The organism is Streptomyces sp. NBC_00859, assembly GCF_045161865.1.
Lineage (GTDB): Bacteria > Actinomycetota > Actinomycetes > Streptomycetales > Streptomycetaceae > Streptomyces.
On the sequence record NZ_CP108826.1, the window covers coordinates 4,181,902 to 4,194,684 of the forward strand.

A 12,783-nucleotide genomic window follows, 5' to 3' on the forward strand; every position below is an offset into this window, starting at 1 on the left:
GAGCCTTTTCCAACCTCACGCTGATGCGTGGTGAAGGACAAGGACGGCTTTCACGACGTTGCTGATTCGGTTGGTGCTGCAGCGGAGCTTTCGCAGGAGGCGCCAGCCCTTGAGGGTCGCCATGGCCCGCTCGCCGACGCATCGGATCTTGGCGTGGGTGGTGTTGTGCCGTCGCCTCCACTGCCTGAGCCGACGGCCCCGAAACGGTACCCGGACGGATCCGCCAGCACCTTGATACGCCTTGTCCGCCCAGCATTTGAGTCCCGCATCAGCGAGGGCCTCGATGATCCCGTGCTGGCGCGCGGCGGTCAGGTCGTGGGTCGAGCCGGGCAGAGCCGGCGAGGCCCAGAGCAGTCGTCCGAACGGGTCGGTGAGGACCTGGACGTTCATGCCGTGGCGTTTGTGTTTCCCGGAGTAGTACGGGGTGTCGGCGGCAATGCGGTTGATCGGCAGCAGGGTGCCGTCGAGGATGACGAACGCCTTCGTCCGGATCGTTCTCATCGCTTCGGCCAGGGACGGGGCGAGGGTGGACAGAGTGTCGACGGCTTCACGTATGTAGCGGTAAACGGTGGCGATCCCGATGCCGAATCCGGCGGCGAGCTGGGCGTAGGTGTCACCGCACCGCAGGTGGGCCAGGGCGAGCAGAGCCTGACGTGCGGCGGAGAGGCGCCGCCATCGCGTTCCAATCTCCTGCCGCCTGGCTGTGAGTTGTCCGGTCAGAAACCGCAGGGTGCGGCTGGACAGGTCGATCGAGGACGGGTAAACAAGCACGCGAAGCTCCTGGCGGACACGGGTGATCTTGGTCGAGAACCCGTCTACCAGGAGCTTCTTCGTTGCGCAGGACTGTCCAACTCGCGGTCAGCAAAACCAGCTTGGAAAACGCTCAGTTAACGCTTTTACAGGACACGCAGGGGGTTCTTCGTCTACCGGACGGCCGCGTAGCGGACATGGCGGACTCTGTTGATCTTGCACTTCTCGGTCCAGCGGGCGAGTTGTCGGTAGGTGGCGACCAGCGTTACGTCGCCGATCTGAAAATCACCGCGGTCAAACGCTCCGGCTACACCGGAATCGCACACGCCAGACCTGTGAGCTGCGTGTGACGAGCAACTGGCACTTCACCACGTGACACCCGTCCGTGAGACCAGAGGCTCCCCTGATCCCGACGAATGCTGGTCGGCACTGATCCAGGCCGGAGCCATGAGCCGGACCTGGGACGTGACGGAGCACGCCGCCCTTGGGAGGCGCGCAGCGATCACCGTTCGACACAGTGTCGACGGTGGAGGGGCTTTCGCCCTGATGCGCGTTCATCCGACGAGGACGTCTCTGCATGCAAAACGACTTGACCGCGGACTTCGACGCCGATGGGTCAGCCATCCCGCCGTTGACACGCCGACCCGATGAGCCGACAGCCCCAGAACCCGCCGCAAAGCTGCGTGCCCCGTGGAAGGCCCTAGCTGCCAACCCGCTGTCCAAATACGCAGTGGACGACGAGGCCAAGAACATCATCACCTTCGGGGCAGCGAACCCTTCCCACCTCAAAGCGATCGCCAGCGTCAACGAGGACGACGTCAACCTGCTGATCAGCAAACCGGTCGTCGGAGGGTTCCTCCACTTGCTTGCACCGCATCGCCGTTACCCCGACCTCATGGTGCTGCCCGACTTCATTAATGGGCGCTGGGGAGACGCGATCCTCACAGCTATGGACCCCAAAGCGGACAGCCTGCCGCCGGCCTACAGCACGCTCCTTGGTGACGACGGCACGGGGACGCAACGTCCTCTGGCGATCCTCACCATTTGCATGCGCGATCGCCGGGCTCTGGGTGAAGCCGTCCGAGAAAGCATGATCAACACTTACAAGGCGGACTCCGACAAGCGCAACGTTTACACCGAGAGCATCCTCCAAGAGGGTGTCAAGGGGCCCTTGACCCTGTTCCTGGTACGGGTGCTGTTCGATGACGACACGCACGAGACTTATCTGGTAGCCGGCGACGGCAACAGCCGGTTGATCAGCTTGTGGCTCGCACGGACCGGCGGGGACATCTACGAGGCGTCCCATGCCTGTGTAGCAGCCACCATCGGTTCGCTCGACCGCAGGCGTCCACGCAGTGCGGCGGACCTGCGGCGCGCTCGGAACGCGGTGACCGCTATGGCCGTGCGTGTCAGTGCTGGCCTCAAGGAAGAACCGCTTACCGAGGCAACCCGTCGCGAGGGCCACACCCTCACCCTCCCAGCCATGATCGTGGTCGGCGCCGTGGACGATCACGGAGACCCCATGGCCGACCTCGTAGTCGGCCGCGATGACCTTCTGAGTAACCTTCACACCCGGGTAACGCCCTGGTCCTCCACCGCGCAGAACTCGCAAGGCATGGGACGGGTCTACCGCAACGCCGGCACGGCCGACTTGGTCAACGACAGCGAGTACAAAGTCCTCAACGGCACCGCCCGGGTCGAGGACCTCCAGAACCTTCTCGGTCTCCCCTCGCACCGGCTGTGGGCATCCGCAGTGCACCAGCAAGTTCTCCTGTCCGGAACCCGAGCGGTGAAGATGAAGGAGCTGCTGCGCCAGGAATTCGGGTTCCGTCGCGCTGACCGGCAACTGATCGGCAAGCACACGGGTGCGCTGATTCTCTCCCCGTACCGCAGTGACGGCATCGACCAGCCGCTGCGCGCCTTCGACAACGGCGGGACCATTACCGACACGGTGTGGATGCGCACCTGGAAACTCACGAAGGGGTGGGACCCGGTCGAGGTCCTCGACAAGGTGCTCGCCAACGCCGTGGCTGGTGACGAGGCCGCCATTGCCGAACTGACTATCCTCGGGGGCACCGTCGCCATCCTGGGTGGGCTGATCACCCGTGACCGCGGCTCCAAGCTCGGGGTGAAGGCCGAACCGCTCAAGGCGCCTTACCGGGCCACCCCTACCCGGCTCCTCAAGCTCCTCGCCGAAACCCTTGGCGGCCGTAAAATGCTGCATTCGATCGCCTGTGCCCACGTCACGGGCAATCGGGCGGTCAAGGCGTTCCACACAGTCCCCGGCGAGGTCGATGGCCGAATGGTGGCCGACGGTGATCCGGTCATCGACAAGGCCCGCGCCCAGGTGTCGATCCGGTACGAATGGGACCTGGTCTGGTACGCCGACCCCGAGCGGGCCGAGAACACCATCATCACGACACGGAAGGAGTTGGCTGCGGCGGGCGAGCAGGAAGGTGAACTCACTCTCCCCCTGCACGTTCAGGAGCAGGGGAACCTCGACTCTGCGTTGACTTCCGCGACCAGGGCGGCCCACGTGCTTGCGGAGCTCTCCCAGTCGGACCAGCTGGGACCGTCGGTGTTCGGTTCCTGGGATGCGGTCGTCAAGTGGAAAGAGCGTCTGAGCGGGGTCGGGGAGTTGCTCAGCTACGGTCCCAAGCCGCCGCTGAAACCGCTCACCGACGCCGTGACCGCACTGCTGAACCGTGGCCACGCGGACGCTGAGGACGACTGAGGTCGGAAGGCGGCGTTGCCTCCAACCGCAACCAAAACTGCAACCACGGAACGACGAAGGCCCCGACCGGAATCCGGTCGGGGCCTTCGTCTGCCCTGATGGGCGGGTGCGGAGGATACGAGATTCGAACTCGTGAGGGGTTGCCCCCAACACGCTTTCCAAGCGTGCGCCCTAGGCCACTAGGCGAATCCTCCGCGGCAAACAATACAAGACGTTGGGGAGTGCTAGCGAACTCGATTCCACCCCGGTGGATCAGCTAGGGTGTGGGTCAGCCCCTCACGTGGCGCTATCTGACTGAACTCCCCCAGGGCCGGAAGGCAGCAAGGGTAGGTTGGCTCTGGCGGGTGCGTGGGGGGCCCTTTGCGTTCTGGGGCGTGGGTTGTCGGTGGTCCCCGATAACCTCGTACATGTGTCGTCCCTTGCGCTGTACCGCCGCTACCGTCCCGAATCGTTCGCCGAGGTCATCGGGCAGGAGCACGTCACTGCCCCGTTGCAGCAGGCCCTGCGGAACAACCGGGTCAACCACGCGTATCTGTTCAGCGGGCCGCGCGGCTGTGGCAAGACCACCAGTGCGCGGATCCTGGCCCGCTGCCTGAACTGTGAACAGGGGCCCACGCCCACGCCGTGCGGTGAGTGCCAGTCCTGCCAGGACCTCGCTCGCAACGGGCCGGGATCGATCGATGTCATCGAGATCGACGCTGCTTCGCACGGTGGTGTGGACGATGCCCGTGATCTGCGCGAGAAGGCGTTCTTCGGGCCCGCGAGCAGTCGTTACAAGATCTACATCATCGACGAGGCCCACATGGTCACTTCGGCGGGTTTCAACGCCCTGCTGAAGGTGGTCGAAGAGCCTCCGGAGCACCTCAAGTTCATCTTCGCGACCACCGAGCCCGAGAAGGTCATCGGGACCATCCGGTCGCGTACGCACCACTACCCCTTCCGGCTGGTGCCGCCCAGCACGCTCCGCGACTACCTCGGCGAGGTGTGCGGGCAGGAGGATGCCCAGGTCGCGGAGGGTGTGCTGCCCCTCGTCGTGCGGGCGGGCGCGGGATCCGTGCGGGACTCCATGTCCGTCATGGACCAGTTGCTGGCAGGCGCCGGGGATGAGGGTGTGACGTATGCCATGGCCACGTCCCTCCTCGGTTATACGGACGGGACCCTTCTCGACTCCGTCATCGACGCCTTCGCCTCGTCGGACGGAGCAGCTGCCTTCGAACTGGTCGATCAGGTCATCGAGCGCGGCAACGACCCGCGCCGGTTCGTCGCCGACCTGCTGGAGCGGCTGCGCGATCTGGTGATCCTGGCCGCCGTGCCGGACGCGGGGGAGAAGGGGCTGATCGACGCCCCGGCGGATGTGGTCGCCAGGATGCAGGCTCAGGCCTCCGTCTTCGGTGCCGCCGAGCTGAGCCGCGCAGCCGACCTGGTCAATACCGGGCTCACCGAGATGCGCGGTGCCACTTCCCCACGGCTTCAGCTCGAACTGATCTGTGCGCGGGTGCTGCTCCCGGCCGCCTTCGACGACGAGCGTTCCCTGCAGGCCCGGCTGGACCGGCTGGAGCGCGGTGGCGCCTTTGTGCCCGGTGGCCAGGGTCCCGCCATGGGCTACGTGCCGGGGGCCGACGCGCATCCCGTGATGGCTGCCCCGGCCGGGGCAGCCGACGCTGCCGGGGCCGGCATGACTGTCGCGCCCGGCGCGGGGCCCGCTGCCGCCCGTGCCGCTGTCCGGGGGGACGGAGCGGGTACCGGTGCGGCGGGGCCCGGCGCACCGGGTGGGGCGTCCGGTGGCGGTGCACCGGCTCCTGCGCCGGCTCCGGACTCGGCCCATCGGTCTGCGCCTGCCGAGCCCGTGCAGCCTCCCGGTCCGGCCCCCGCGCCCGCCGCGCGCCAGCCGGGCGCCTGGCCCGGCGCCGCTGCTCCCGCTGCCGAGGCATCCCCCGCACCCGCGGCTCAGTCCAGGGCTCAGCCCCAGCGGGCTGCCGGAAGCTGGCCGTCGGCCGCCGCGCCGGGGCAGGGGAGCCCGGCGCAGACGCCCGCGCCTGCTGAGTCCACCGCTCCGTCGTCCGCGCCGGCCGCTGCACCCGCGCCCGGTATGGCACAGGGCGCCGCGCAGGTACGGAACATGTGGCCCGACATCCTTGAGGCCGTCAAGAACCGGCGCCGCTTCACCTGGATCCTGCTCAGTCAGAACGCCCAGGTCGCCGGTTTCGACGGCACCACCCTCCAGCTCGGCTTCCCCAATTCGGGGGCCCGCGACAACTTCGCGTCCAGCGGCAGCGAGGACGTGCTGAAGCAGGTCCTCGCCGACCAGTTCCACGTCCAGTGGAGAGTCGACGCGATCGTCGATCCGTCCGGAGGCACCCAGCCTCCCGGCGGCAGCAACCACCCCGGCCCCGGTGGGTCGTCCCCCGCTCCGCAGCGTCCGGCGCCGCAGGCCGGGGGCGGCCCGTCCGCGTCCGGCCCGGTGCAGCAGCCGCCGGCGCCCGAGCCGCAGCAGCGCCAGCGGCCGCAGGCATTCAGGGAGCCCGAGCCGCCGCCGGCGGCCGACGGGCCACCGCACGTCTCGCTGGAGGACGACACCCCTGAGGACGACGATCCCGATCTGGTCGACTCGGCGCTCTCCGGCCACGATCTGATCGTGCGCGAGCTGGGGGCGACCGTGGTCGAGGAGTACACGAACGAGTAGTACGAGTAGCCGGGAAATCGCAGAGCAGGACCGGAAGAGCAGATCCGGCGTGCGGGGCGTGCGGGGCACGTGGTGGAGGAATCTACGAACGCGCGAGGTCTGCGCTTTCAGTGGCCCGCACAAGGCCCGGCCCCGGCTCAGCCCCGTGCGCGGGCTAGGCTTCGCACCGTGAAGGTCCTTGTCATCGGCGGCGGCGCCCGCGAACACGCCCTGTGCCGCTCTCTTTCCCTCGATCCCGAGGTCACCTCTCTGCACTGTGCCCCCGGGAACGCGGGCATCGCGGAAGTGGCCGAGCTGCACGCGGTGGACGCGATGGACGGCGCGGATGTCGCCCGGCTCGCTGCCAGCCTCGATGCCGGGCTCGTCGTGGTCGGCCCCGAGGCACCCCTGGTCGCCGGGGTGGCCGACGCGGTACGTGACGCGGGGATCCCATGCTTCGGCCCGAGCCGGGAAGCGGCGCAGCTGGAGGGTTCCAAGGCCTTCGCCAAGGAGGTGATGGCGGGGGCGAACGTCCCGACGGCCCGTGCCTATGTGTGCACCACCCCGGCGGAGGCCGACGCGGCGCTCAGTGCTTTCGGTGCCCCGTACGTCGTGAAGGACGACGGGCTCGCGGCGGGCAAGGGCGTCCTCGTGACCGAGGACGCCGGGGCCGCCCGTGCCCATGCGCTGGCATGCGGCCGTGTGGTCATCGAGGAGTTCCTGGACGGTCCGGAGGTGTCGCTCTTCGCGATCTCGGACGGGGTGACCGTGGTCCCGCTCCAGCCCGCGCAGGACTTCAAGCGCGCGCTCGACGGCGACGAGGGCCCCAACACCGGCGGTATGGGCGCGTACTCCCCGCTCCCCTGGGCGGACCCCAAACTGGTCGACGAGGTCATGCAGACGGTGCTTCAGCCGACCGTCGACGAGCTGCGCCGCCGGGGCACGCCCTTCGCGGGGCTGCTGTACGCGGGCCTGGCGATCACCTCACGCGGGGTGCGGGTCATCGAGTTCAACGCCAGGTTCGGCGACCCCGAGACCCAGGTGGTGCTGGCCAGGCTGAAGACTCCGCTGGCCGGGGTCCTGATGAACGCGGCCGTCGGAACCCTCGATACCGTCCCCCCGCTGAAGTGGCGCGACGAGGCCGCTGTGACCGTAGTCATCGCCTCGCACAACTACCCGGACACCCCGCGCACCGGCGACCCCATCGGCGGGCTCGACGAGGTGGCGGCACAGGACGCGCCCCACGCGTACGTTCTGCACGCCGGAACCAGGCAGGACGGTGACGCGGTGGTCAGCGCCGGAGGCCGGGTGCTCTCGGTGACGGCGACCGGCGTCGACATCGGTGAAGCCCGCGAGCGTGCGTACACCGCGCTGGCCAGGGTGCGTCTCGAAGGCGCGCAGCATCGTACGGACATCGCGGCGAAAGCCGCAGCCAACTGACGGATTTTCGTCAGCACCTTTACCCAAAGCCATTCCATCGAGTGACGGCTGACCCATCCGGATGACGCCCGCCGGGGCCCCAACTAGTCTGCGGCGCAGGCGTTCCGGCACTTGGCCCACCGGCATTGCGATGTCAGTGACGGATGCCACAGTGGGGGAGTGAGCAAAGCCGTCGCAGGGGTAGAGGGGGTGACGTCCGACCGTGTCCGACAACCGTACGAGTGATGCACGGGTGAGTACGCGTGCGAAGCGGGGTGCGCAGGGCGCACGCGCCCACGCGCTGGCAGTTCTGGGGGTCCGCGGCAGAGCGCTCGGCGTAGCTCTGCTGCCGGCGGCGGTCGCGATCGTGCTGCTGGCGGGCGGGGCCATGGGCCGCCTCAGTGGCGGGAGCTGGGATGTGGCCCGCTGGGCGGTCACGGGTTTCGCACTGGTGGTGCTGGTGATGGCCGCCGCCGTCGGAGCCGTGATCGTCCGAGCAGGGCCCGCCGTCAGCCCCACCGTGGCGCTGACGGAGTCGTCCGCGCCGGACCTGCACCGGATGGTGCGGGACCTCGCGGACCGGCTCGACGTGCCTGTGCCGTCGGCCATAGCGCTCACACCCGACTGCGACAGCTGGCTGGAGGACCGCTCGCACCCCGCGCAGTCCATACCCGGGGGACGGCTGAGTACCGTGCGCGGGATGCGGTCGATGCGCTCCCGCCGGGTGGCGGACGCGCCGGTGCTGGTTATCGGCTCGCCCTTCCTGTGGTGGATGCGAGTGGCCGAGCTGCGGGCGCTGCTCGCACCCGTCATCGCCGGTACGGGCCCCTCCGCGCACCCCGACATCGCGGCCTCGCGCCGGTTCGTACGGGGCCTGGACGCGGCGGTCGCCGTCGCCTCCCGGGCCGGGCTCGGGCCGGTACGGCGGATCGCGTACGGCTTCATCGGCTGGACCGCCCGGCTGCTGCTGCGCAGCTGCCGCGGCCACGCCGCGGAGATGGAGCGCGGTGTCGCGGCGGCGGCTTCGGACCGCGCACACGGTGTGGACTACGGGCTGCGGATCGTCGCCCAGGAGCAGGTGGGGCTGGCGTACGCGGGCTGGGACCGGCTGCTCACACGGGTCGCGCTGCCCGCCTGGCGGATGGGCCGCTGGCCCTCCCGGCTCGACGGAGGAGTGGTGTCCGCGCTCACCGAGCTGTCGCGCAGGGACCGCCTCGCCGAGGGTTTCACCTCCCGGCTGGGCGAACGCCCCGCCTGCGACCTCCTCGAGGAGCCGGGCGCGGTCGACGAAGCGACATCCCTCCTCGCGGCGCGGCTCTTCCACGGTGGCAGCGCCGACTCCGGCCGCGACTGGTCACCGGTGGACTGGCAGCAGTATCCGGAGGAGGTCGTCGACCGGAAATGGCGTACGGAGGCGGCCAGGCTGCACCGCGTCCTCGACCGGCTCGGCGCGGGCCGCGCGGCCGACGCGGGTCCGGACGAGCGGGGCGGGCCGACCCTGACCCGTGTTCTGGACCATCTGGCGGCCGGTGAGGCCGAGACACTGGCGGCCGCCGTCACCGCGGAGGTGGCCCGCGAGGAAGCCGCAGCACCGTCACCTGCGCCGGGTGGCGCCCTGGAGGGCGAGGAACTCTGGGACACCGAGGCGATCCCGCTCTTCCCGCTCCAGCCGCCCCGTACGGGCCGCGATCTGCTCGCCGATCACATCACCGCGATGGTCTGCTGTGCGGCGGTGGACACCGCGGGGGCGGCACCCGGCCTGGACTGGCTGGACGGACCCGCGCTGCTCGTGGACGGGGAGCGCAGGGCGGATCTGGGCGGTCATGTGATGAGCCTGGTGGAGGACGGGGACGCTGAGCCGTTGCGTGGGTGGCTGACGGCCGTGGGCGTCCGCGCGGAGAAGCCGGTGCGGCTCGTTTGAGTGACTTCTGAGTGACTTCCGACGAGTGACTTCCGGGTGACTTCGCGGACCGGGTGACGTGGTCGGTCCGAGTGGTCAGAGTGACCCGAGCGACCCGATTGGTCTGAGTGGCCCGAGCGAGGCAGCGCCCTGAGCCGCAGCTGCCGGGGGCATAGCGATGCGGCGGCGTTGCGGTGCGGCGGCGTTGCGGTGTGAGCCGGCAGGCCGGTCTGTATCGGGTCGGCCCTGACGTGCGGCGGCCTGAGGCGGGCCGGTTCGGGCCGGGGCGCGCGGTTCGGATCAAGTCTGGTCTGTGTCGGGCCTGCTGGGTCGTACGCCCGGTGTCACCGGCGCGCTTCGTGCGGCCGCGCCCTCGGTGGGACCGGCTGGCCGGTCCGGTGGGTGTGGCAGACGTGAACCGTGTGGCTGATGTCAACGCCGGGGCCGACCGGCACAGTCGGGGCACCCGTGGGTACGCGTGTGTCGGATGTTCCCCTGATCTTCCCTGGAGCATTCCATGAATTCGTTACTGTGCCCGCCAATTCGCGACGAACAGTGACGGAGTGCGTGCCATATGTGATGTGCTGGGGCCGGTCGCTGACAGTCGGTGCATCACTGTTGTGCCTGGGTGGCCGAGGGAAGGGGAGCCGCATGGGGGCGGAGCAGATCCGGCGCTGGGAATCGGGGGCCCTCGCGCACGCCGTCTCGGATCCGTTCGGGCAGGGCCCGCTGCCCTGGCTCCGCGGAAGCGAGCACTACTTCGACGACACCGGCCATGTCGTTCCCTGGTACGCCGATCCGGACGCCGCACACCACCGTTCCGGCGGCCCGCGTACCGCCGACGACGTGAAGCAGCAGATCAAGGGATTCGCTTCCACCAGCGCTGCCGCGCCCGGCGAGGCCATCGACTTCCATGTCACGGTCGATCCGCCCCAGCAGTTCTCCGTCGACATCTACCGCATCGGCCACTACGGCGGCGACGGCGCGGCGAAGATCACCACAAGTCCACGGATCTCGGGGATCGTTCAGCCCCCGCCGCTCACCGCCGACCGTACGGTCTCCTGCCACCACTGGTGGCTCTCCTGGCGGCTGCAGATCCCTTCGTACTGGTCGATCGGGGCCTACGTCGCGGTGCTCACCACTGTCGACGGCTACCGCTCCCACATCCCCTTCACCGTCCGGGACAGTCACCCCGCGGATCTGCTCCTGCTGATGCCCGACGTGACCTGGCAGGCCTACAACCTCTACCCGGAGGACGGGCACACCGGCGCCAGCCTGTACCACGCGTGGGACGGCGGAGGCCGTCTCCTCGGGGAGGAGGACGCCGCCACCACGGTCTCCTTCGACCGTCCCTACGCAGGCGCCGGCCTGCCCCTGCACGTCGGCCACGCCTACGACTTCATCCGCTGGGCCGAGCGCTACGGATACGACCTCGCCTACGCCGACGCCCGCGATCTGCACGCCGGGCGCGTGGACCCCACCCGCTACCGCGGCCTGGTCTTCCCCGGTCACGACGAGTACTGGTCGGTGCCCATGCGGCGTACGGCCGAGACCGCCCGCGAGCACGGCACATCCCTTGTCTTCCTGTCGGCCAACACCATGTACTGGCAGGTCGAACTCGCGCCGTCCCCGTCGGGTGTCCCGGACCGGCTGCTCACCTGCCGCAAACGCCGCGGCCCGGGGAAGCCCACCCTGTGGCGCGAGATCGACCGGCCGGAGCAGCAGCTTCTCGGCATCCAGTACGCCGGGCGGGTCCCCGAGCCGAGTCCGCTGGTGGTGCGGAACGCCGGGCACTGGCTCTGGGACGCGACCGGCGCCGGCGAGGGTGACGAACTCCCCGGTCTGGTCGCGGGCGAGGCCGACCGTTACTTCCCGCGCACCGCGCTCCCGGAGCACGAGGGCCGGATTCTGCTCGCCCACTCGCCGTACGAGGACAGCGAGGGGGCGGTGCGGCACCAGGAGACGTCTCTCTACCGTGCCCCCTCCGGCGCCCTCGTCTTCGCGTCGGGGACCTTCGCCTGGTCGCCCGCGCTGGACCGCCCGGGGCATGTCGACAGCCGGATCCAGCGCGCGACAGCCAACCTGCTCGACCGCATCTGCAAGCGCGACTGACCTGGCGGGGCCGGCCCGCCGCAGCCGCACAGTGGACCGTGGGCCGACCCTGAACGGGCCCGCACGCAGGGCATACGGGAGAATCGGCTCCGACCCCACCGCTTGGACAGAACCACGGGGAGGAACCGTGTCCGGATTCGTAGAAAAGCCCGAGCCGCATCAGGTGCCGGGCCTGGCACACCTGCACACCGGCAAGGTGCGCGATCTGTACCAGAACGAGGCGGGCGACCTCGTGATGGTCGCCAGCGACCGTATGTCCGCATACGACTGGGTGCTGCCCACCGAGATCCCCGACAAGGGCCGGGTACTCACCCAGCTTTCGCTGTGGTGGTTCGAGCGGCTCGCCGATCTTGTACCCCACCACGTCATCTCGACCGACCTGCCGGCCGGGGCGCCGGCCGACTGGGCCGGCCGCACCCTGGTCTGCAAGTCCCTGCGGATGGTCCCGGTGGAGTGCGTGGCCCGTGGCTACCTCACCGGGTCCGGCCTGCTGGAGTACGAGGCGCACCGTACCGTCTGCGGTCTTGCGTTGCCGGAGGGGCTGACCGACGGGTCCGAACTCCCCGCGCCGATCTTCACGCCTGCGACCAAGGCGGCCGTCGGTGACCACGACGAGAACGTGAGCTACGAGGAAGTCGTTCACCAGACCGGGGCGGAGACGGCTTCCGATCTGCGCCGCACGACCCTGGACGTGTACGGACGGGCCCGTGACATCGCGCGCGAGCGGGGCATCATCCTTGCCGACACGAAGTTCGAGTTCGGCTACGACGGTGATCAACTCGTCATCGCCGACGAGGTGCTGACCCCGGACTCCTCCCGCTTCTGGCCCGCGGCCGAGTGGGAGCCCGGCCACGCGCAGCCCTCGTACGACAAGCAGTTCGTGCGCGACTGGCTGACCTCGGACGCCTCCGGCTGGGACCGCAAGGGCGAACAGCCGCCGCCCGCACTCCCGCAGGAGATCGTGGACGCGACCCGGGCGAAGTACGTCGAGGCCTACGAGCTGCTGACCGGGACTCCCTGGTCGTAGCCGGCGGGCACGGAAGAACGAAGAAGTCCCCCGCCGGAATCCGGTGGGGGACTTCTTCGCGCTCCTGCAGCTGCGCTGTACTTGCTACTGCTGTTCCTACTGTTGAGCGGACGACCAGGTTCGAACTGGCGACCTCAACCTTGGCAAGGTTGCGCTCTACCAACTGAGCTACGTCCGCA

The 12,783-nt window shown here is 69.3% G+C and carries 8 protein-coding genes, 2 tRNA genes and 1 other RNA gene; 8 read left to right on the top strand and 3 right to left on the bottom strand.

Annotated elements, in window-relative coordinates; all coding sequences use genetic code 11:
- Positions 1-15: 15 nt before the first annotated feature.
- Positions 16-771: a transposase family protein gene (locus tag OG584_RS17965; protein WP_405779056.1), complete on the bottom strand. Its 756-nt coding sequence runs from the start codon at positions 769-771 to the stop codon at positions 16-18.
- Positions 772-833: 62 nt separating this feature from the next.
- Here OG584_RS17965 and OG584_RS17970 point away from each other — a divergent pair, with 62 nt between their 5' ends.
- Positions 834-1,100 (top strand): hypothetical protein, encoded by a 267-nt coding sequence (locus OG584_RS17970; protein ID WP_405779058.1) that lies wholly within the window; start codon positions 834-836, stop codon positions 1,098-1,100.
- A gap of 227 nt (positions 1,101-1,327) precedes the next feature.
- The gene (locus tag OG584_RS17975) at positions 1,328-3,484 is read left to right on the top strand and encodes a hypothetical protein (protein ID WP_405779060.1); all 2,157 of its coding nucleotides are present in this window, start codon (positions 1,328-1,330) and stop codon (positions 3,482-3,484) included.
- A gap of 109 nt (positions 3,485-3,593) precedes the next feature.
- On the opposite strand, the gene OG584_RS17980 is transcribed toward OG584_RS17975, so the two are convergent.
- Positions 3,594-3,678 (bottom strand) — tRNA-Ser (locus tag OG584_RS17980).
- Between the two features lie 74 nt (positions 3,679-3,752).
- Between OG584_RS17980 and ffs the strand changes: the two genes are divergently transcribed.
- The 6 genes from ffs (at position 3,753) to OG584_RS18010 (ending at position 12,604) form a co-directional block, all read left to right on the top strand.
- Positions 3,753-3,847: signal recognition particle sRNA small type (gene ffs / locus OG584_RS17985), an RNA gene on the top strand.
- Between the two features lie 46 nt (positions 3,848-3,893).
- Entirely contained in the window at positions 3,894-6,167 is a 2,274-nt protein-coding gene (locus OG584_RS17990; protein ID WP_405779062.1) for a DNA polymerase III subunit gamma and tau, read from the top strand.
- A 168-nt stretch (positions 6,168-6,335) separates the two neighbouring features.
- The gene (gene purD, locus OG584_RS17995) at positions 6,336-7,586 is read left to right on the top strand and encodes a phosphoribosylamine--glycine ligase (RefSeq protein WP_405779064.1); all 1,251 of its coding nucleotides are present in this window, start codon (positions 6,336-6,338) and stop codon (positions 7,584-7,586) included.
- 232 nt (positions 7,587-7,818) lie between these two features.
- Positions 7,819-9,486: a hypothetical protein gene (locus OG584_RS18000; RefSeq protein WP_405779066.1), complete on the top strand. Its 1,668-nt coding sequence runs from the start codon at positions 7,819-7,821 to the stop codon at positions 9,484-9,486.
- Between the two features lie 630 nt (positions 9,487-10,116).
- Positions 10,117-11,577 (top strand): N,N-dimethylformamidase beta subunit family domain-containing protein, encoded by a 1,461-nt coding sequence (locus OG584_RS18005; RefSeq protein ID WP_405779068.1) that lies wholly within the window; start codon positions 10,117-10,119, stop codon positions 11,575-11,577.
- A gap of 127 nt (positions 11,578-11,704) precedes the next feature.
- Positions 11,705-12,604, top strand: coding sequence for a phosphoribosylaminoimidazolesuccinocarboxamide synthase (locus OG584_RS18010; RefSeq protein WP_405779070.1), 900 nt, complete (start codon positions 11,705-11,707; stop codon positions 12,602-12,604).
- A 105-nt stretch (positions 12,605-12,709) separates the two neighbouring features.
- On the opposite strand, the gene OG584_RS18015 is transcribed toward OG584_RS18010, so the two are convergent.
- A tRNA-Gly gene (locus tag OG584_RS18015) sits at positions 12,710-12,782 on the bottom strand.
- Between the last annotated feature and the right edge of the window lies 1 nt (position 12,783).